19 protein-coding genes and 1 other annotated feature are annotated in these 19,135 nt (G+C 44.8%); of the genes, 8 read left to right on the top strand and 11 right to left on the bottom strand.

Going from position 1 to position 19,135, the window contains the following annotated elements; translation table 11 throughout:
• The first annotated feature begins 342 nt into the window (after window positions 1–342).
• The 3 genes from AC3CKG_RS10325 (at window position 343) to AC3CKG_RS10315 (ending at window position 3,179) form a co-directional block, all read left to right on the top strand.
• The gene (locus AC3CKG_RS10325) at window positions 343–1,302 is read left to right on the top strand and encodes a TRAP transporter substrate-binding protein (protein ID WP_065103306.1); all 960 of its coding nucleotides are present in this window, start codon (window positions 343–345) and stop codon (window positions 1,300–1,302) included.
• Window positions 1,303–1,369: 67 nt separating this feature from the next.
• Window positions 1,370–1,849 carry a TRAP transporter small permease gene (locus tag AC3CKG_RS10320; protein ID WP_048613908.1) on the top strand — a complete coding sequence of 160 codons (480 nt, stop codon included), beginning with the start codon at window positions 1,370–1,372 and terminating at the stop codon, window positions 1,847–1,849.
• A 22-nt stretch (window positions 1,850–1,871) separates the two neighbouring features.
• Window positions 1,872–3,179 (top strand): TRAP transporter large permease, encoded by a 1,308-nt coding sequence (locus tag AC3CKG_RS10315; protein ID WP_488528307.1) that lies wholly within the window; start codon window positions 1,872–1,874, stop codon window positions 3,177–3,179.
• Between the two features lie 103 nt (window positions 3,180–3,282).
• On the opposite strand, the gene AC3CKG_RS10310 is transcribed toward AC3CKG_RS10315, so the two are convergent.
• A complete protein-coding gene (locus AC3CKG_RS10310; protein WP_318532804.1) occupies window positions 3,283–4,602 on the bottom strand; it encodes a dicarboxylate/amino acid:cation symporter in 1,320 nt (439 codons plus the stop codon).
• 410 nt (window positions 4,603–5,012) lie between these two features.
• On the opposite strand from AC3CKG_RS10310, the gene AC3CKG_RS10305 reads away from it, so the two are divergent.
• Window positions 5,013–6,419, top strand: coding sequence for an NfeD family protein (locus AC3CKG_RS10305; protein ID WP_488528306.1), 1,407 nt, complete (start codon window positions 5,013–5,015; stop codon window positions 6,417–6,419).
• 82 nt (window positions 6,420–6,501) lie between these two features.
• Window positions 6,502–7,299, top strand: coding sequence for a slipin family protein (locus AC3CKG_RS10300; RefSeq protein ID WP_102295746.1), 798 nt, complete (start codon window positions 6,502–6,504; stop codon window positions 7,297–7,299).
• Window positions 7,300–7,387: 88 nt separating this feature from the next.
• Here the strand turns inward: AC3CKG_RS10300 and trpA are convergent, their stop codons facing one another.
• The 7 genes from trpA to trpL2 all read right to left on the bottom strand — a co-directional run bounded on the left by trpA (window position 7,388) and on the right by trpL2 (window position 14,505).
• Entirely contained in the window at window positions 7,388–8,194 is an 807-nt protein-coding gene (gene trpA, locus AC3CKG_RS10295; RefSeq protein ID WP_017080965.1) for a tryptophan synthase subunit alpha, read from the bottom strand.
• Complete coding sequence (gene trpB / locus AC3CKG_RS10290) at window positions 8,194–9,384, bottom strand: tryptophan synthase subunit beta (protein WP_009848758.1); 1,191 nt, start codon at window positions 9,382–9,384, stop codon at window positions 8,194–8,196. The genes trpA and trpB overlap by 1 nt, the downstream gene beginning before the upstream one ends.
• 131 nt (window positions 9,385–9,515) lie before the next feature.
• Window positions 9,516–10,967 carry a bifunctional indole-3-glycerol-phosphate synthase TrpC/phosphoribosylanthranilate isomerase TrpF gene (gene trpCF, locus AC3CKG_RS10285; RefSeq protein ID WP_488528305.1) on the bottom strand — a complete coding sequence of 484 codons (1,452 nt, stop codon included), beginning with the start codon at window positions 10,965–10,967 and terminating at the stop codon, window positions 9,516–9,518.
• A 20-nt stretch (window positions 10,968–10,987) separates the two neighbouring features.
• Window positions 10,988–11,983, bottom strand: coding sequence for an anthranilate phosphoribosyltransferase (gene trpD / locus AC3CKG_RS10280; protein WP_488528304.1), 996 nt, complete (start codon window positions 11,981–11,983; stop codon window positions 10,988–10,990).
• 9 nt (window positions 11,984–11,992) lie between these two features.
• Window positions 11,993–12,601: an aminodeoxychorismate/anthranilate synthase component II gene (locus AC3CKG_RS10275; RefSeq protein ID WP_488528303.1), complete on the bottom strand. Its 609-nt coding sequence runs from the start codon at window positions 12,599–12,601 to the stop codon at window positions 11,993–11,995.
• A 2-nt stretch (window positions 12,602–12,603) separates the two neighbouring features.
• A complete protein-coding gene (locus tag AC3CKG_RS10270) occupies window positions 12,604–14,193 on the bottom strand; it encodes an anthranilate synthase component 1 (RefSeq protein ID WP_488528302.1) in 1,590 nt (529 codons plus the stop codon).
• 125 nt (window positions 14,194–14,318) lie between these two features.
• Window positions 14,319–14,433 (bottom strand) — a sequence feature (Trp leader region).
• A complete protein-coding gene (gene trpL2 / locus AC3CKG_RS10265) occupies window positions 14,380–14,505 on the bottom strand; it encodes a tryptophan operon leader peptide (RefSeq protein ID WP_009848753.1) in 126 nt (41 codons plus the stop codon). It overlaps the preceding feature by 54 nt.
• A 120-nt stretch (window positions 14,506–14,625) precedes the next feature.
• Between trpL2 and rnm the strand changes: the two genes are divergently transcribed.
• The 3 genes from rnm to rluB all read left to right on the top strand — a co-directional run bounded on the left by rnm (window position 14,626) and on the right by rluB (window position 17,351).
• Entirely contained in the window at window positions 14,626–15,480 is an 855-nt protein-coding gene (rnm, locus tag AC3CKG_RS10260) for an RNase RNM (RefSeq protein WP_009848752.1), read from the top strand.
• A gap of 62 nt (window positions 15,481–15,542) precedes the next feature.
• Window positions 15,543–16,163 carry an L-threonylcarbamoyladenylate synthase gene (locus tag AC3CKG_RS10255; protein ID WP_009848751.1) on the top strand — a complete coding sequence of 207 codons (621 nt, stop codon included), beginning with the start codon at window positions 15,543–15,545 and terminating at the stop codon, window positions 16,161–16,163.
• Window positions 16,164–16,322: 159 nt separating this feature from the next.
• Window positions 16,323–17,351, top strand: coding sequence for a 23S rRNA pseudouridine(2605) synthase RluB (gene rluB, locus AC3CKG_RS10250; RefSeq protein WP_017104066.1), 1,029 nt, complete (start codon window positions 16,323–16,325; stop codon window positions 17,349–17,351).
• 197 nt (window positions 17,352–17,548) lie between these two features.
• Here rluB and AC3CKG_RS10245 read toward each other — a convergent pair whose 3' ends face one another.
• The 3 genes from AC3CKG_RS10245 to efpL all read right to left on the bottom strand — a co-directional run bounded on the left by AC3CKG_RS10245 (window position 17,549) and on the right by efpL (window position 19,039).
• The gene (locus AC3CKG_RS10245; RefSeq protein ID WP_004729783.1) at window positions 17,549–18,040 is read right to left on the bottom strand and encodes an RNA methyltransferase; all 492 of its coding nucleotides are present in this window, start codon (window positions 18,038–18,040) and stop codon (window positions 17,549–17,551) included.
• A gap of 89 nt (window positions 18,041–18,129) precedes the next feature.
• A complete protein-coding gene (locus AC3CKG_RS10240; protein ID WP_012604336.1) occupies window positions 18,130–18,459 on the bottom strand; it encodes an HI1450 family dsDNA-mimic protein in 330 nt (109 codons plus the stop codon).
• Between the two features lie 10 nt (window positions 18,460–18,469).
• Window positions 18,470–19,039 carry an elongation factor P-like protein EfpL gene (gene efpL / locus AC3CKG_RS10235; protein ID WP_009848748.1) on the bottom strand — a complete coding sequence of 190 codons (570 nt, stop codon included), beginning with the start codon at window positions 19,037–19,039 and terminating at the stop codon, window positions 18,470–18,472.
• Window positions 19,040–19,135: the final 96 nt, after the last annotated feature.

Genomic DNA, 19,135 nt, shown 5'->3' with positions numbered 1-19,135 from the left:
TTAAAATAACACAAATATGCAAGTGTATTTTTTGCCAACAGATTGTTCTAAAAGTAGTTGGAAGTGATCGAAATTCCCAAAAATCCGAAGTTAGACTACTTAATGGTCCAATTGATGCCAAATATGATTGGTATCACAATCAATTCGGTTCACAAGCCAATAGATAAACCTTAGCTCACAAAATATACACATATTATTGTAATACAAAATTCATAGGGTAAGAATATTGTAATGAAACGTTACTGCTATGAGCGGTATGCAATTGAACGTTAGATTTCAAACTTAGCTATAGCGTTGCATATAAAAACTGTACCTCTTACAAAATGGATTCTGGAGAAGAACATGAAAAAACACCTACTGACGATTGCAGCGGCTTCAATTCTTATGGCATTTGGCGCTCAAGCAAAAACTTTGACCTTAGGGCATGCAATGTCATTAGAAAGCGCAGCTCACCAAGGCATGGTGATCATGGCTGATAAAGTTAAAGAAAAATCGAATGGTGACCTTACGATTAAGATCTTTCCAAACGGTCAATTAGGCTCTGAACGTGACCAAGCGGAACAAGTTGTTACTGGCGCGATTGATATGGCCAAAATCAATGGTGGGCTAGCCGAATCTTTTGAACCAACGTTTAAGGTTAATGCACTGCCTTTCTTATTCCGTGATGTTCAACATATGAGAACGTTCATGCGAAGTGAAGCTGCACAAGAGATGTTGCTTTCAAGCGAAGGTAAAGGCTTCATTGGTCTTACATTCTATGATTCAGGCACACGCAGCTTCTACGCTAAAAAAGCCATCAACTCACCAGCTGATCTAGCGGGCATGAAAGTTCGAGTCCCTGGTTCTCCAACCATGATGGAAATGGTTAACCTATTAGGTGGTAAAGCAACACCTGTACCTTTCAATGAGGTATACACGGCACTGCAACAAGGCGTAATTGACGGAGCTGAAAATAATATTTCTAGCTTAGTTGAAATGAAACACAGTGAAGTTGCCAAATTTTACTCTATGGATCAGCACATGATGACACCTGACGTGATCATTATTTCAGAATACAAATGGGCTTCATTAACGGCTAACGAGCAAAAAATCTTAAAAGAAGCAGCAGCTGAGTCTCTTGAAGAGCAGATCAAAATCTGGGACGCAACAGACGACATGAACAAAGAGAAAGGAATGAAAGAAGGCGTAACGTTTGTTGAAGTTGATAAAGCCCCTTTCCGTGCCGCTGTTAAACCTATGATTGATGAAGCGAAAAAAGACCCTAAATTAGCTTCATTCATTGAAAAAATTGAAGTTCTTTAATCAGTCTTAGTGAAAATATAATTTTGCCTTGGCTTTGCTAAGGCAAAATTTTTTGAGGTATCACATCATGTTAGCAACTTTCAGAAACCTACTTGATAGGTTGATTCTTTTTGTATCTTCTTTTGCATTAATGTTACTTGTCGTTACTGTCACTTGGCAGGTTTTTAGTCGCTATGTTTTGAATGACCCAAGTAACTGGACTGATGAACTTGCTCGTTATGCAATGGTATGGCTTGGCTTATTAGGAGCAAGCTACTTATTCGGTATCAAAGGACACTTAGCTATAACGTTATTGGATGGTTATCTTAAGGGTAAAGCACACATAGCATTACACCTACTTATCAATGTGATTTCTGGCGCATTTGTATTTCTAGCAATGCTTCAAGGTGGCATCGCCTTAATGGGAAGAACCACACAACAACTCTCTCCCGCACTGCAATTACCGATGTCGACGGTTTATTCAATATTGCCGATTTCAGCCGTTATTATCCTCATCTATTTGGTCATGAATACGTTTGATCTTTTTTGTGAACCCAACAAAAAGTAAGTTTTAAAAAGGACTCTATATTATGGATTTGTCCATTGGTGTTTGGCTGCTAGGCCTATTCTTATTCATGATCGCGATTAGCATGCCCATTGCGATTGCAATTGCCATGTCATCTTTAACGATCATGTATTTCATCTTACCTTTTGAAGTCGCCAGTATTACTGCGGGTCAAAAAATCATTACCGGTATTGATAGTTTCAGTTTATTAGCCATCCCTTTCTTTATCCTCGCTGGTAACATAATGAATGTGGGTGGTATCGCGAGTCGACTCATCAACCTTGCAAAGCTCTTGGTTGGTTGGATCCCAGGCTCACTTTTTCACGTGAACATCTTCGCCAATATGATGTTTGGCGCCGTTTCAGGATCAGCTGTTGCAGCAGCAGCTGCGGTTGGTAAAACCTTAGGCCCTGAATTAGAAAAAGATGGCTATGATAAAAACTTAGCAACAGCAGTAAACGTTGCATCTTGCCCTGCAGGCTTACTAATACCGCCAAGTAATTCATTGATCGTGTTTTCAGTTGTTTCGGGTGGAACATCCGTAGCGGCTTTGTTTATCGCAGGTTATGTCCCAGGTATTTTAATGGGTTTAAGTTGTATGGTCGTCGCCTATTTCATCGCTAAAAAGAGAGGCTACAAAACAAGTGCGAATGACGGCTTCACAGCAAAAGATGTACTGAATATTGTTTGGCAAGCAACGCCAAGCTTAGGGCTTATTGTTGTTGTTATTGGCGGTATTATTGGTGGTATTTTCACTGCAACCGAAGGGGCATGTATAGCGGTTCTATACTCTTTTATACTGTCACTCTGTTACCGAACCCTCAAGTGGGCACACTTCCCGATAATTTGTAGAGAAACGGTTCAGGTCACTGGCATTATGTTGTTCTTGATTGGTGCTTCAACCATCATGTCATGGGCAATGGCGTTTACCGGTCTACCAACCATGATCAGCGATTGGATGCTCTCTATTTCAGATAATCCAATTATCATATTTATTCTGATGAACCTGATTCTACTGATTGTGGGTATGTTTATGGATCTTACGCCAGCCGTATTGATCTTTACCCCTATCTTTATGCCGATTGCTGAGCATTTAGGCATGCATCCAATTCACTTTGCGATGATGATTATCTTCAACTTATGTATTGGTATTGCAACGCCACCCGTTGGCACGGCGCTATTTGTAGGTTGTAGTGTCAGTGGTTCCAAGATAGAGAGTGTTATAAGAAGTATCATGCCGTTTTGTGCCGTATTGATCGTCACATTGTTGGCCATTACTTTTATTCCTGAAATTAGTTTGGCTCTGCCTCGTGCGTTCGGATTAATCAATTAGTCTTACAAGAGTAAGATTTACCGAATCAATATTGACTATTGCCTAATAAAAAACCGCCTCATGAAGGCGGTTTTTATTTATCAATCAAAACTGAAGCTTAATATTACGCTTGCTGTTTTTGTAGCTCAGCTTCTTGTTCTTCGTCTTTGATTAGAGAATCAACGATTACTGCACATGCTGCATCACCAGTGATGTTAAGAGCAGTACGAATCATGTCGAAGATACGGTCTAGAGCGAACAACAGAGGTAGACCTTCGATAGGGATACCAGCTGCTAGAAGAACCGCAACCACTAGGAAAGAAGGACCTGGAACACCCGCTTGACCAACTGCGCCTAGCGTAGAGGTTACGATGATAGCAACGTAAGCACCCATAGAAAGGTCGATGTTGAACAGCTGTGCAAAGAAGATAGCAACTAGGCCGTAGTAAATTGCGTTACCAGACATGTTGATCGTCGCGCCTAGAGGCAGAACGAATGAAGCCGTAGAGTTGCGAACGCCAAGTTCTTTCTCTACCGTTTCCATTGTTACTGGTAGTGTCGCCATTGACGATGCTGTTGATAGTGCAACCGCTTGAGGCTTCTTCATTGCCACTAGGAACTTCTTAGCTGAAGTCTTAGTGAAGATTTGAATCATCAGTGGGTAAGCAACAAAGCCGAAGATAAGAATCGCAGCGATGTAAACAATGAACAGCTTGAACACGACCATAAGCGCGCCAAAACCAAACGTACCTACTGCTTCAGCCATTAGGCCGAATACGCCAAGTGGTGCAATGATCATAACTTTGTTGATCATCCATACCATAGCGTCAACGATAGCATTTACACCGTTGATGATAGGGTCACGTTTCTCTTTTGCTTGTTTAGAAATCGCAATACCAAAGAATAAGCAGAAAACGAGAATTTGCAGAATGTTTGCTTCATTCAGTGATTGGAAAACGTTGGTAGGGATCATGCCAGTGATGGTTGCCCAGAACGTTGGAAGTTCGCCTTTCGCAGCGTATTCTGAAGAGAACATGCCTTCAACGCCAGAAACATCGATACCACGACCGGGTTCGAACACTTCACCCATTACAAGCGCTAGTGCTACAGCAAGTGCAGACGTTAGTGCAAAGTAACCCAGTGTTGTTACACCGACTTTACCAGCCGATGAGCTATTACCTAGACCTGCTGCACCTGAAATTAGGGCAACCGCGACTAGAGGAATAACCAGCATCTTGATCAAATTGATGAAGATAGCACCCAGTGGAGCGAACATAGTTGCGCTGTCACCCATCATCGCACCGACTACAGTACCGATGATCATTGCAATAACGACTTGAATGCCGATGTTACTTAGTAAACTCTTTTCTTTTAACACTTCCATAACCTCTGTGCTACTAAATATAAAAATCCCAGAACTACTCACCAATGTACGATGTACCATTGGATTAATATTTCGCGACGAGTTTTACACGTATCCTTTACATTTATCAATATGAGCAGAGGTGAAAGTCTCTGAAAAACAGGTGGTCTAATGTCATTTGTTGATTTTGCACAACAAAGCAATCGTTTGCTTTGGTTTTTTATAGCGATGCTATTTGTTGAATTTATAAAAGCTTTTTCACTGGAGATTTTGTGAATGGTTTGCAAGCGTTGGTGTTGAAAACGTTCCATTAACATTTTGATTTCATTTGTGAGTGTTTTTTGAACGTTTATGTTGAGGTGAATCCACAGGTACGTGTTGTGTGAAATTTAGCCTGAACTATGCTTAAGGTATCTATTTATTACCAAGATGTTACCTCTGCGCTTTAAATAAAACGTCTATCTAGCATCTCAGTTGTAAGGAGAGGGGCTATGACTTTTATATTAAAGTACTTGTTTGCGTTTCTTCTGTTGTTCAGCTCAGTGTTTGCTCAGGCCGATGATGTCTGGGTGATTGAGGTGAACGGAGGGATAGGTCCGGCGACCAGTGATTACCTCACTAGAGAAATAGAACAAGCTCACGATGAGCAAGCAAAGCTCATTATTTTGAAAATGAACACGCCTGGCGGGTTAGATTCGTCGATGCGTGACATTATTCGATCCATCACCAACTCACCGATTCCAGTCGCTACTTGGGTTGGGCCTGCGGGTTCACGAGCAGCGAGCGCCGGAACCTATATTTTACTTGCCAGCCACGTTGCTTCCATGGCGCCCGGAACTAATCTAGGTGCAGCAACCCCTGTGTCTCTTGGCGGTGGCAAAGCGCCTGTTAATCCGTTATCTCCTCAAGACGATGCCAATAAAGACGACAACACGGCTGCGAGTGAGCAAGACGAAACGAAACAAGAGAACTCAGACCAAGTAAAAGCCACCACAGCGATGGAAAAGAAAGTTATCAATGATGCAGCGGCTTACATAGTCAGTTTAGCCAAGTTACACAACCGTAATGAAGAATGGGCAGAAAAAGCAGTGCGAGAGGCAGCAAGTTTGGATTCTGAGAATGCACTGACTCTTAACGTGATTGATTTTATTGCCAGCGACCTTCAGCAATTGGTTGAACTGAGTAACGGGCGCACCGTCACCATCAACGGTGTCAGTCAGGAAGTCCAACTTAGTGATGTTGCTTTTGTCGAGCGAGAACAAGACTGGCGCTTTAGTTTGCTTTCGGTGATTACTAATCCAAATGTCGCTTACATTCTGATGCTGATTGGTATCTATGGTTTGTTGCTTGAGTTCTATAACCCTGGCGTCGGGCTACCGGGTGTTTTGGGCGGTATCTGTCTGTTATTAGCTATGTACTCCTTACAAATGCTGCCGGTGAGTTACGCGGGCCTTGCTTTAATCCTATTGGGAATTGCCTTAATGGTCGCAGAGGCCTTTAGCCCGAGCTTTGGTATCTTCGGTTTGGGTGGCGTCGCCGCATTTACATTGGGCTCGATCATGCTGATGGATACCGAAGTGCCGGGTTATCAAATTGCATTGCCACTAATCATTGGGATCAGTTTGTTCTCTGTTGCCTTTATCGTCGTAACAATATCAATGCTAGTCCGAGTGAGAAACAAACCAGTGACTACGGGGATGGAAGCGGTTGTCGGCGACACTGGCAAAGTGGTAAGCGGCTTCCCCGGTGCGGGTCGAGTATTAGTTGAAGGTGAGATCTGGCAAGCCAAATGCGCGAGTGAATTGCAAGCGGGGCAGCTTGTTAGAGTGACCAAACTGACTGGGTTGTTGTTGGATGTTGAGGCGTTGCCCGATGAGACATCATTTAAATCTAGTTAGCGCGGACTGTTAGCGTGGAATGCTAGTACAAACGTTATTGAATTATTAATTGCTTAGCCATCGTTACCATTAGGGGGCGGTTATGTTTATACACACTATAGGTATTGTCATCGTGCTCGTTATCTTGTTGATAGCCAGCATGTTCAGAGTGCTGCGCGAGTACGAGCGTGCAGTGGTGTTTTTCCTCGGGCGCTTTTACGGTGTGAAAGGGCCTGGCTTGATTATCATCATTCCTTTTATCCAACAAATTGTGCGAGTGGATCTACGAACTATCGTTTTGGATGTTCCAACACAAGATTTGATCACACGCGATAACGTGTCGGTCAAGGTGAATGCCGTGGTCTATTTCCGAGTGCTGGATCCGAAGATGGCGATCAACAACGTTGAGAATTACCTTGAAGCGACCAGCCAACTTTCACAAACAACGCTGCGTTCGGTGCTTGGGCAACATGAGTTGGACGAGCTGTTGTCTGAGCGAGAAGAGCTCAATAGAGACTTACAAGCGATACTGGATCAACACACCGATAACTGGGGGATCAAGATTGCCAATGTCGAGATCAAGCATGTTGATCTGGATGACAGTATGGTGCGAGCCCTTGCTAAACAAGCGGAAGCCGAGCGTTCTCGTCGAGCTAAGGTAATACATGCAACCGGTGAGCTTGAAGCATCTTCAAAGTTACGGGAAGCGGCCGAAGTGCTGAATCAAGCGCCCAACGCCATTCAATTGCGATATATGCAAACGTTAACCGAGGTGGCTAACGAAAGAACCTCCACCATTATCTTTCCAATGCCCATCGACCTAGTGGAGAAGATAACCGACCCAATCAAAGCGACGCTCAATGAGGCAGCGATTAAGAAAGCGATGAAAGCTGAAGAGTAGTTAGCGTGAATGACGAGTAATAAAAAAGGCTCCACAGTTGTGGAGCCTTTTAGTATTTGAATCGCTGGTTCTATTTAATGACCGTCGATTATTTCTGCGTAGCCGCTTTCATTGGCGTAACAAACTCCGCAAGTGCTTTAAGCATTGCTTCTGGTTGTTCAACGTTGTTTTCAATGATTTTCACAACCGCTGAGCCAGAGATAGCACCTGCAGCGCCCGCTACAATCGCTTCTTTCACTTGTTCAGGAGCAGAGATACCGAAACCAAGCAGTGCTGGTGGCGCATCAAATTTGTTCAAACGATCAAGTAGGGCTGTCACAGGCATGTTTGCTTTTGTTTCTGCACCCGTTACGCCTGAGCGAGAAAGTAGGTATGTGTAACCGCCACCTAGCTCAGAAACTGATTGAAGTGTTTCATCGCTTGCTGTTGGCGGAGCAATAAAGATTGGGTGAACTCCAAACTTCTTAGCTGCAGCAACAAACTCGCCGCTTTCATTGGTTGGTACATCAGCAATCAATACTGAATCGATACCTGCTTTTGCGCAGCGTTCGTAAAAGTTTTCTATACCACGTGCGTAAACCAAGTTTGCGTACATCAGTAGGCCGATTGGTAGCTCTGGGTATTTAGCGCGAATTTGACCAATAAGATCAAAACACACATCTGGCGTTACTTTAGAATCTAAAGCACGAATGTTCGCACCTTGGATTGTTGGGCCATCTGCAAGCGGATCAGAGAATGGAATACCAAGCTCAAGTGCATCTGCACCCGCTTCAACCAAGGTTTCCATGATCTTAAGTGATTGCTCAGGGTTAGGATCGCCAACCGTTACGAATGGTACAAATGCACCCTGATTCTTTTCAGCTAAGCGAGTGAAGAGTGATTGATAGCGATCCATTATAATGCTCCTTTCTCTTTAAGAATGTCGTGTACAGAGAAAATGTCTTTGTCACCGCGACCAGATAAGTTAACGACTAATAGCTGTTCTTTCTCAGGGTCGTCGTGAGCCATTTTAACTGCATGAGCCAAAGCATGAGATGACTCTAGCGCTGCGATAATACCTTCTTTACGTGCAATCAATTGGAACGCTTCTAGCGCTTCGTCATCGGTCACGTTGTCGTATTCAGCACGGCCAATGGCATTTAGGTGCGCGTGTTGAGGACCAACTGATGGGAAATCTAGACCCGCAGATACAGAGTAAGACTCTTCTACTTGGCCGTTCTCATCTTGCATCAGTGGGGCTTTCATACCGAAGAAAATACCGGTTTTACCGTGTTTAAGCGGCGCGCCGTGTTGGTCAGTATCAATACCTTTACCAGCAGGCTCTACACCGATTAGGCGAACAGACTCTTCTTCAATGAAATCAGCGAACATGCCGATAGCGTTTGAACCACCGCCAACACAAGCGATAACGGCATCTGGAAGGCGACCTTCACGAGCTAGAATTTGGTTCTTCGTTTCTTCACCAATCATGCGTTGGAAATCACGAACAATCGTTGGGAATGGGTGAGGACCCGCTGCAGTACCCAATAGGTAGTGCGCGTCTTCATAAGTTGCAGACCAGTCACGTAGTGCTTCATTACATGCGTCTTTTAGCGTTGAAGAGCCAGAATGAACAGGGATAACCTCTGCACCCATTAGCTTCATACGGAACACGTTCGGGCTTTGACGTTCAACGTCTTTTGCACCCATGTAAACACGACACTTAAGACCTAATAGAGCACACGCTAGAGCAGTAGCAACGCCGTGTTGGCCCGCGCCAGTTTCAGCGATGATTTCTTGCTTACCCATACGTTTAGCAAGCAGCGCTTGGCCAAGTACTTGGTTTGTTTTATGTGCGCCGCCGTGAAGTAGATCTTCACGCTTTAGGTACAGTTTGGTTTTTGTACCTTTAGTCAGGTTACGCGTTAGCGTTAGTGCCGTTGGTCGACCTGCGTACTCTTGCAGAAGCGTCATGAATTCGCTGCGGAACTCAGGATCGGCTTGTGCATCGATAAATGCTTGTTCTAGTTGGTCTAGTGCTGGCACTAGGATCTGCGGTACGTATTGACCACCGTATTCACCGAAGTAGGCATCGAGTTTAGCCATTGTGTTATTCCTTCAATTCTATTGATGTGTCTTCACACCAAGTCATTCAATCTTGTTTGAGCTTCGCAAAAGGCAAAGCCCACAAATATGTTTTTAGTTTCTGCTTTCTAATTCCTAGAGCCGAGCTTGGACTAGTAATTACGAATCGCTGCAAAAGCGCGTTGCAGTTTGTCTGCGTCTTTTTTACCTGGAGCGGATTCAACGCCAGAGTTTAGGTCTAATCCTAAACAACCCAACTTAGCCGCTTGGTTAGCATTTTCTGGGTTTAGACCACCTGCCAACATGATTGCGCTTTGGTTGTTGATTAGGCTCCAATCAAACGCCTGACCTGTACCACCCGTTTGAGAACCCACTTTAGTATCTAGTAGGTGACGAGTCACGTTGCTTTCCAGTAATTCTGGTAGCGCACTTTCAGCGCCGTTTTCAGCACTGCAAGCAACACCGTAAGCTTTCCAAATCTCAACGCTTTCAGGTAGTGATTGTTTTAACTCATCGACAAATGCTTGAGACTCATCACCGTGCAGTTGCACAGCGAATAGGCCTAGCTCAGATACCGTTTTTGCAACGTCAGTAACGCTGTGGTTTTGGAACACACCCACGTAGTTCAGCGGTGCGCCACTCATAGTTAAACGAGCCGCTTCGATATCCACATGACGCTTAGACGCTTCAACGAAAATCAAACCACCGAATACCGCACCAGCTTGATAAGCCTTCGCGGCATCATCAGAATGAGTTAAACCACACACCTTGTTTTCACCGAGTGTTACTTTACGCACCGCAAGTTCTAGGTTTTTTTCAGCCATAAGAGAGCTGCCGATTAGGAAGCCGTCTGCAAATGTTGAAAGGTCACGAACTTGTTGATGCGTGTAGATGCCAGACTCTGAAATCACGACTGCGTTTGGAGCCAGTTCGCGAATCAACGGGGCCAACTCTTTAGTACGGTTCAGATCCGTCGAAAGGTCACGTAGGTTACGGTTATTAATACCGATCACTTTTGCTTTTAAAGCGACTGCGCGGTGAAGCTCTTCTTCGTTACTGACTTCGGTTAGTACACCCATGTTGAGCGAGTGAGCAACCTCAGCAAGTGCTTGGTACTCTTCGTCATCCAATACCGATAGCATCAACAAGATAGCATCAGCAGAGTAGTGACGAGCTAAGTAAACCTGGTAGGTATCAACCATGAAGTCTTTACACAGGATAGGCTGCTTAGCAATGCTGCGAACCTTTGGCAAAAACTCGAAGTCACCTTGGAAGTATTTCTCGTCTGTCAGCACTGAAATCGCGTTTGCGTGGTTGTTGTAAACCGATGCAATGTAGTCCAAATCAAACTCGTCACGGATTAAACCTTTTGACGGTGATGCCTTCTTACATTCAGTGATGAAAACGGTTTGTTCACCGCTCAGAGCATCATAAAAGCTGCGGTCTGTTGCGGTTAACGCCGCTTTAAACTCGTCCAATGGTTGGGTCTGCTTACGCGCTTCAACCCATTGGTATTTGTCACGAACGATTTTTGCTAATACTTCCGCCATTTCAGCTTCTTTGACTGAAACGTGGGTCGACAGTTTATCGGTAGTCTGTGTCATGTTCTTTGTCTCGTCGTTCGTTAGGCGTGTGCAGCAAGCTTTTGTACAAGCTCGTACGCTTTGCCAGAGTTCATCGCGTCAATCGCTTGCTGTGTGTTGGCTTTTAGATCTTCGTGACCAAATAGACGCATCAGTAGAGCAACGTTGACGGCTACTGCGCCAACTTGGGCTTCAGTGCCTTTACCCGTCAGGATATCCGTTGTAATGGCTTTGTTTTCATCTGGCTCGCCGCCCTTGATAGCTTCAAGCGGGTGAGTGTTCAAACCAAAGTCAGCCGGTCTCACTGTGTATTCGTGAATTTCGCCATCTTTAATTTCAGCAACGATGGTTTCGCCATGAATAGCCACTTCATCAAGGCCGCTACCGTGCACAACGGCAGCACGCTTCATGCCCATTTGCAGCATGGTTTCCGCGATAGGGAGTACAAGTTCTTTGCTGTAAACACCCATAAGCTCGATGTTAGGGCGAGCAGGGTTAATCAGTGGACCAAGGATGTTGAAGATAGTGCGCGTTTTCATAGTTTGACGAACAGGCATCGCGTGACGCACGCCACCGTGGTATTGCGGAGCAAATAGGAATGCTACGCCAAGTTCATCAACAGCCGTGCGGGTGTCTTCCGCTGTCATCGCTAGGTTAATGCCGAACGAGTCCAGTAAGTCAGAAGAACCTGATTTGCTCGATACACTGCGGTTACCGTGCTTCGCGATTTTTAAGCCACACGCTGCGGCAACAAAAGCAGAAGTCGTTGAGATATTAATGGTGTTGTGACCGTCGCCGCCTGTACCTACGATGTCTGCAAAATCGTAATCAGGACGTGGAAACGGGTTTGCATTCGCAAGCAGCGCTTTCGCCGCGCCAGCGATTTCGTCTGGCGTCTCGCCTTTGATTTTCAATGCAGTCAGAGCAGAAGCCATCAAGATTGGGTCTAGCTCACCCTTGATGATCACATCAAATAACTGTTGGCTTTCTTCTTGAGTAAGAGACTGCTGTTCGTAAAGCTTATTAATCTGTTCCATGATTTCGTCCTAGTTAGTCTTTTTATCAAGCATGGCGTTCTTCTCAAGAGCCCATTCGATAGCGTTCGCCAGAAGCGTTGCACCGTAGGTCGTCATAATTGATTCAGGGTGGAATTGGAATCCACAAACCTTGTCTTGTTCTTGAACCACAGACATTACCAAATCATCGACTTCAGCGGTCACTGTTAAGCTATCAGATACATGCGTTGCTACTAAAGAGTGGTAGCGAGCGATAGCCAGCGGCGAAGGTAAGCCTTGGTAAGTCGCATGATTTTGGTGTTCCATCATCGACACCTTACCATGAATGATTTCGCCAGCGCCTGCAACGGTGCCACCGTAGGCTTCAACAATCGCTTGGTGGCCTAAGCAAATACCAATCATTGGCACTTTGCCTTTTAGTAGCTGAATCAGCTCAGGCATACAGCCCGCATCAGCCGGAGCACCAGGGCCTGGCGAAAGCAGTGCAACAGGGTTGTCTAGTTCGTTGATCGCCGCTTCAACAACCTTTGCAGGAATGTTGTTACGGTAAATTTTCACGCTGTGACCTAATGAACGGAACTGGTCTACAAGGTTGTAAGTGAATGAGTCGAAGTTATCGATGAATACAATATCAGCCATGATTACGACTCCTTCTTATTTGAGATGTTCTTAGTATGTGCAGCTTGAATCGCAGAGATGACCGCTTGAGCTTTGCCGCGAGTTTCATCTGCTTCTGCTTGCGGGTCAGAGTCGAACACCACGCCCGCGCCCGCTTGTACTTGAGCTACGCCATCTTCAACGTAAGCAGAGCGAATCACGATACAAGTATCTAACGTGCCTTCACCAGTTAGGTAACCAACTGCACCGCCGTAGCTACCACGACGTGTTTTTTCTACGTCACGAATAAGCTGCATTGCACGGATTTTTGGTGCGCCTGTTAGCGTACCCATGTTCATACAAGCTTGGTAAGCGTGCAGGGCATCTAAGTCTTCACGTAGTTGACCAACAACACGAGAAACCAAGTGCATCACATGACTGTAGCGATCAACTTTCAGCAAGTCTGCTACGTGGCGAGTGCCAGCTTCTGCAATACGTGCCACATCGTTACGTGCTAGGTCGACCAGCATCATGTGTTCAGCGTTTTCTTTCTTGTCGGTACGCAGTTCAAGTTCGATACGGCTATCTAGGTCGAAATCGATTTGACCGTCTGGGCGTTTACCGCGACGACGAGTACCTGCAATTGGGTAAATTTCGATTTGGTTGGTTTCAGTTTCGTACTTCAGTGCACTTTCTGGAGAAGCACCAAACAGAGTAAACAGCTCATCTTGCATGTAGAACATGTAAGGGCTTGGATTACTTTGCTTGAGTTCTTTGTAAGCCGCCAGTGGAGCAGGGCAAGGTAGCGTAAAGCGACGCGAAGGTACCACTTGGAATACATCGCCTTTAACGACGTATTCTTTTAAATTACGAACCGTTTGGCAGAAGTCTTCATCTGAAACGCTTGGTACAGCGTCAACGTTGTCGAGCGGTGTTACTTCGGTGATGGCTTTCAATGACTGACACTGTGTTTGAATGTCGGCTAGGCGCTCTGTTAATTGCGCTTTGATGCTTTCATCTTGAGCAAACAAGCTCGCGTGAAGCAGGCCTTCGTTTTCTTGGTGGTCGAAACGCAATAGTGTCTCGGCAACGTAGAAAACAAAGTCTGGGCAGTTGTTTGTTGCTTCAGCATCGCCTAGCGGTTCAAAGTTCGCCACGATGTCGTAAGCGAATAGGCCAGCCATGAATAACGCGTGTTTGTTATCCGCGTCTTGCTCAAAGCTGTGTTGAACCAAACGCAGTGCATCGAATGAAGACGCTTCTCTTAAGCGTGAATCTTCGTCTAATTCGTTGCTTGGTTCGATAAAAGTCAGCGTCAATACGTTATCCGTAAGGTCAGATTTTATCTCTGTTTTGACGTTTTGAGCTAGGTGTTCGATTAGCGCTTGACCATTTTGAGTCAACGCTTGAAAGGTTACTTCATGTCCGCGACATACGATGCGAACAGCAGAGTCGATAAGGAGTAGGCTTGTCAGGTTCTGTTTAGATTCAATCTCAGCAGATTCCAACAACAGACTGTCTGTTTTGTTTTCACACAGAGTATGAAAAACACTGGTTGGATCTTGCGAGTAAGGAACGGAAGAGTTGATGACCTCAATGGTTCCCAGCTTTTTGATTTCAATGGCCTTGTTCACAAGACCTCCTTTATGATTCTTTAAATTTCCTGCCGTACATAGTCGCATAAAGATACCTTTCACCCAATCTAGAATATGGTCAATTCGTTGATTTGTTAGTCAGTTGAATGTGAGATGTTCGACAAATTAAAAAGCCCGCTATGAAAGCGGGCTTAGTGATAACTTTTTTATAAACAAACTGTTTAATTAGAAGTACACGTTGGCCCACCAAGAACTTGTCCAAGTGCGCCACCAATTAAGCTCTGAACTTGCTTCTACTGAAGAAAGTTCTAAAACTTTATCTTTATGGTTTTGGTTAAATTCTTGTAACATAGTGAACCTATCAAATGTGACACTTCGTATTTGTGTACTAGTTAACTAGTTTTGCGCTTGCAGGTCAAGTGCGTTGACACAAATATAACGATAAAAATTGAAAACAATGAAAAAGAATATATGAGAATTGATCTACATAGTCATACAACAGCCTCAGATGGCCGACTTACTCCACCTGAACTGATTGACCGAGCGCTAGGCTTTAACATCGAAGCGTTAGCGATTACAGATCATGATACGACTGATGGGCTTGCAGAAGCACGCAGCTATATTGCTGATAACAATCTTCCTATTCAGTTGATTAACGGCATCGAGATCTCAACCGTTTGGCAAAACAAAGATATCCATATTGTTGGGTTAAATGTCGATCCTGAATCACCAGAATTGAAAGCGTTAATTGAACAACAGAAGCAACACCGTGTCGGACGTGCAGAGATGATTGCTCAACGTCTTGAGAAAGCGACCCGTGAAGGTGTGTTAGAAGAGGTTAAGTTGATTGCAGGTGATGCACCAATTACTCGAGCACACTTTGCGAAATGGTTAGTCGACAATGGCTACGCGAAAACCATGCAGCAGGTGTTTAAAAAGTTTCTTACGCGCAACAATCCAGGTTATGTGCCGCCAACATGGTGCTCAATGAGTGATGCTGTCACGGCTATTCATGCGGCTGGTGGTCAAGCGGTATTAGCTCACCCTGCGCGATATGGCCTTACCGCCAAGTGGGTTAAGCGTCTATTAGCTGCATTTGTTGAAGCAAATGGTGACGCTATGGAAGTGGCTCAACCTCAGCAAGCGCAACAAGAAAGACGCACACTTGCAGATTATGCTATACAATACAAACTATTAGCCTCCCAAGGCAGCGACTTCCATTACCCATCCCCATGGATGGAACTTGGACGTAATCTCTGGCTACCTTCTGGGGTCGAAGAAGTATGGAAAGATTGGGAGTTTCAAACGGTTTCACCATCTGAATAGTCTTTAGGTGAACCAGCTCCTTCTGATGATAGAGTCGAGAGATTCGATAACGAGGATCAACAATGAGCCAGTTTTTTTATGTACACCCAGATAACCCACAAGCGCGCTTAATTACTCAAGCGGTTGCGATTATTCGCAATGGCGGCGTTGTGGTTTATCCAACAGATTCAGGTTATGCACTGGGTTGTCAGCTTGAGAATAAACAAGCACTCGAACGCATCTGTAAAATTCGTCGAATCGATGATAAGCACAATTTCACTTTGTTATGCCGTGATCTTTCTGAGTTGTCACTGTATGCACGAGTAGATAACGTGGCTTTCCGTCTGCTTAAGGCGCACACGCCAGGTGCTTACACGTTTATTTTCAAAGCAACAAAAGAAGTGCCAAAGCGTTTGATGAACGCTAAGCGTAAAACGATCGGTATTCGTGTACCAGACAACAAAATTGCCCTAGACCTTCTAGAAGCAATGGGCGAGCCATTGATGTCGACGTCTCTGATTCTTCCGGGTAACGAGACAACTGAATCGGATCCTGAAGAAATTCGTGACAGCCTCGAGCATGCGGTTGATGTCATTTTGAATGGCGGCTACTTAGGTGAACAACCTACTACGGTTATTGACTTCAGTGACGATGACGCTGTTGTTTTACGTCGTGGTGCCGGTGATCCAGCGCCGTTTGAATAATAGCGTTACTGATTAACAGTCTGTAACGAAACAGCAAACCTGCCAGAGTAAATAACAAGTGCTTTTTGGCAGGTTATTTGCGATAATACGCGACCGCGATTTGGTCGCGAAAAATTCATTCGACGTCTGTGAAGACGACAATTAGGTAGAAAAGAGTAAATGAGCGAAAAATTACAGAAGGTTTTAGCGCGAGCTGGTCACGGTTCTCGTCGTGAACTAGAAGGTTTAATCAAATCTGGTCGTGTAAGTGTTAACGGTCAAGTTGCGAAATTGGGTGAGCGTCTTGAAGACGAGAACTCAGTGATCCGTATCGATGGCCACACAATTACAGGCAAAGCCTCTGAAGAAGTGGTTTGTCGTGTACTTGCTTACTACAAACCTGAAGGTGAGCTTTGTACTCGTCACGATCCTGAAGGTCGCCGTACTGTTTTCGATCGTCTACCTAAGATCCGTGGTTCTCGTTGGATTTCAGTTGGTCGTCTTGATGCAAACACATCAGGCCTACTGTTGTTCACAACCGATGGTGAACTAGCTAACCGCCTAATGCACCCAAGCCGTCAGGTTGAGCGTGAGTACCTAGTACGTGTATTTGGTGAAGTAACCGAGCAAAAAGTTAAGAACGTGACTCGTGGCGTTCAACTTGAAGATGGTATGGCTCGTTTCGAAGATGTGGTTTACGCTGGCGGTGAAGGTATGAACCATACTTTCTACGTAGCAATTAACGAAGGTCGTAACCGTGAGGTTCGTCGTCTTTGGGAATCACAAGAAACAACAGTAAGCCGTCTGAAACGTGTACGTTACGGTGATATCTACCTTGATAAGAAACTGCCTCGTGGCGGTTGGAAAGAGCTAGATCTTCAAGAAGTAAACTACTTGCGTGAGCTTGTTGAACTTCAGCCAGAAAAAGAGACATTGTTGGACCTTGATCCTGCAAACACTTCTCGTAAGCGTGAGCGTTCTCGCAGCCAGAAAATTCGTCGTGCTGTTAAGCGTCACGAAGAGCGCGCAAATGCTCCTAAAGGCCGTAGCAACCAGACTAAGCGTAAGAAGCCTGCAACTCGCGGTACTACAACACCTGATTCAGGTCGTAGTGCTCCAGCGACCAATGGTAAACCTCAGTCTACCAAAAAGCCTAAACTGAACAACGGACGCCCGGCTAAACCGGCTAAGCCAAGATCACGTAAGTAATTACACCAGTAGTTGCTACAGTTCTTAAGCTTAATCCAACGTTTCGAATACAAAAAACCTGCTAACTTAGCAGGTTTTTTTATGTCTTGAATATGACGCAGTTCAAATCATGTGGAAGTGCTTAACCAAGTAGAAGTGAATAACTAGCTAGAAGTGCTTCACTCGCTAGGGTGACTAACTATGGACTACGATTGGTATTAGGTCACTTTCAAATGATTCGAGAAGTTGTCACCCTTCGCCATGCGGTCATACAAAATAACATTGACCGCGGCAGCAAGGTTCATGCAGCCATTAGTCGGAACGTAGATGGTTTCACGACAGAAGTCCGTGATCTCTTTTTTTAGAGTCCCATCTTCAGGGCCGAAGATATAAAAAGCACGAGGTGGGTGCTTATAATCAGGTAGAGGCTTAGCGCCTTCTATTAAATCAACTGCGATGGGCACGCAGCCAACAGGAATAATGTCTTTAAGATCTTCAACACCAATCAAAGGCAACTCAAGATGCTTTTCTTTGGTGTCGGTATGAAATTGTCGAGCGTGGTCATAACGGGTGCCAGTATAAAATACAGAGTTTGCTCCGTAGCAACCAGCTGCTCGCATTACTGAGCCAACATTTTCAGGGGTTTTGGGATTTACTAATCCAACACAGGCATAGCCTTTGGATAGGGTATCTGTCTTTGCTTTGGTCATAATTTTGTAGAGTTGCAGTTTGGTAAAGTGATGAGGCTATGAAGTCGTAAGAAAACCAGCTCAGTACTCTGAGCTGGTTTAAGAAGAGCCTAGTCGCGTTTCCACAACATGTGACAGAACTTGTGTTCAGGGTCACGGCTGATCAGCAGACGAGCGAATACGTCATCTAAGACATCATCAGCTTCATTTACAAGACCAATGCGTACTTCAGCGTAGATCTCTTTGTCGACTTCAAAGCCAACATGTTCAACCCAATCGTCACCAGTTTCAACAAGTTCTGCAGCGCCACGATCTTCAAACTGAGCGGTGAATAAGATCACGTCTGCAGGTTCAAGATTATCAGCAGCCATCTCTAGAAAGATGTCGTATGCAGTGTCAATTGCGTCGTCGTAAGACATTAGGTCGTTAGCTTCGGTCATAATCAGTATCTTAGCTTGCGCGGTTCATGTATTTACGTTCAGCTGTGTTCACAACAACTTTGTCGCCAGTTGCAATGTACTCAGGAACTTGAACAGTAAGGCCTGTAGACAGACGAGCTGGCTTAGTACGAGCTGAAGCAGATGCACCTTTGATTGAAGGGTCTGTCTCTTCGATTACTAGCTCAACTGAAGTTGGTAGCTCAAGAGTCGCCGCAGTACCGTCGATAAGAATCGCGTACATACCTTGCGTATCTTCGTTGATGAACAGCAGTTCGTCTTCGATCATTTCACCGTTGAAGATGAATTGTGTGTAATCTTCGTTATCCATGAAGATGTACTCGTTGCCATCAACGTAAGAGAACATCACTGCACGCTTAGTTACGTCGATCGTTTCAACGATTTCGTCAGCCTTGTGACGAACTTCTGTTTTAACGCCAGTTGCTACATCGTGACCACGGAAGCGGTAAATCTTTTGACCGCCACGGCCACCTGGTGTTGTTACTTCGATATCTTTAACTAGTACTGTTTTGCCATCAACATTGATCGCAAAACCTTTTTTAATCTCACTTGCTCTAGGCATTTTGTGTTTGTCCTTATTGGGTCTATCCGGTGATTATATCTCGTAGATGCTATAAATAGGAATAGCTTGAATCATAAAGTCACCTAAGCGATCATA

The sequence above is a fragment of the Vibrio sp. QJM3NY_15 genome, from assembly GCF_057785995.1.
This window is presented reverse-complemented; position numbering and strand designations above follow the sequence as displayed.

What these genes read in the sequence shown, in the direction of transcription:
- trpCF (WP_488528305.1), bottom strand. Translation starts at nt 10,967, where the DNA reads ATGACACAGACTACCGATAAACTGTCGACCCACGTTTCAGTCAAAGAA.
- trpL2 (WP_009848753.1), bottom strand. Translation starts at nt 14,505, where the DNA reads ATGTTACAAGAATTTAACCAAAACCATAAAGATAAAGTTTTAGAACTT.
- trpB (WP_009848758.1), bottom strand. Translation starts at nt 9,384, where the DNA reads ATGGCTAAACTCGATGCCTACTTCGGTGAATACGGTGGTCAATACGTA.
- AC3CKG_RS10300 (WP_102295746.1), top strand. Translation starts at nt 6,502, where the DNA reads ATGTTTATACACACTATAGGTATTGTCATCGTGCTCGTTATCTTGTTG.
- AC3CKG_RS10245 (WP_004729783.1), bottom strand. Translation starts at nt 18,040, where the DNA reads ATGACCAAAGCAAAGACAGATACCCTATCCAAAGGCTATGCCTGTGTT.
- trpA (WP_017080965.1), bottom strand. Translation starts at nt 8,194, where the DNA reads ATGGATCGCTATCAATCACTCTTCACTCGCTTAGCTGAAAAGAATCAG.
- AC3CKG_RS10240 (WP_012604336.1), bottom strand. Translation starts at nt 18,459, where the DNA reads ATGACCGAAGCTAACGACCTAATGTCTTACGACGACGCAATTGACACT.
- AC3CKG_RS10325 (WP_065103306.1), top strand. Translation starts at nt 343, where the DNA reads ATGAAAAAACACCTACTGACGATTGCAGCGGCTTCAATTCTTATGGCA.
- rnm (WP_009848752.1), top strand. Translation starts at nt 14,626, where the DNA reads ATGAGAATTGATCTACATAGTCATACAACAGCCTCAGATGGCCGACTT.
- AC3CKG_RS10275 (WP_488528303.1), bottom strand. Translation starts at nt 12,601, where the DNA reads ATGGCTGATATTGTATTCATCGATAACTTCGACTCATTCACTTACAAC.
- AC3CKG_RS10320 (WP_048613908.1), top strand. Translation starts at nt 1,370, where the DNA reads ATGTTAGCAACTTTCAGAAACCTACTTGATAGGTTGATTCTTTTTGTA.
- trpD (WP_488528304.1), bottom strand. Translation starts at nt 11,983, where the DNA reads ATGGAACAGATTAATAAGCTTTACGAACAGCAGTCTCTTACTCAAGAA.
- rluB (WP_017104066.1), top strand. Translation starts at nt 16,323, where the DNA reads ATGAGCGAAAAATTACAGAAGGTTTTAGCGCGAGCTGGTCACGGTTCT.
- AC3CKG_RS10315 (WP_488528307.1), top strand. Translation starts at nt 1,872, where the DNA reads ATGGATTTGTCCATTGGTGTTTGGCTGCTAGGCCTATTCTTATTCATG.
- efpL (WP_009848748.1), bottom strand. Translation starts at nt 19,039, where the DNA reads ATGCCTAGAGCAAGTGAGATTAAAAAAGGTTTTGCGATCAATGTTGAT.
- AC3CKG_RS10255 (WP_009848751.1), top strand. Translation starts at nt 15,543, where the DNA reads ATGAGCCAGTTTTTTTATGTACACCCAGATAACCCACAAGCGCGCTTA.
- AC3CKG_RS10305 (WP_488528306.1), top strand. Translation starts at nt 5,013, where the DNA reads ATGACTTTTATATTAAAGTACTTGTTTGCGTTTCTTCTGTTGTTCAGC.
- AC3CKG_RS10310 (WP_318532804.1), bottom strand. Translation starts at nt 4,602, where the DNA reads ATGGTACATCGTACATTGGTGAGTAGTTCTGGGATTTTTATATTTAGT.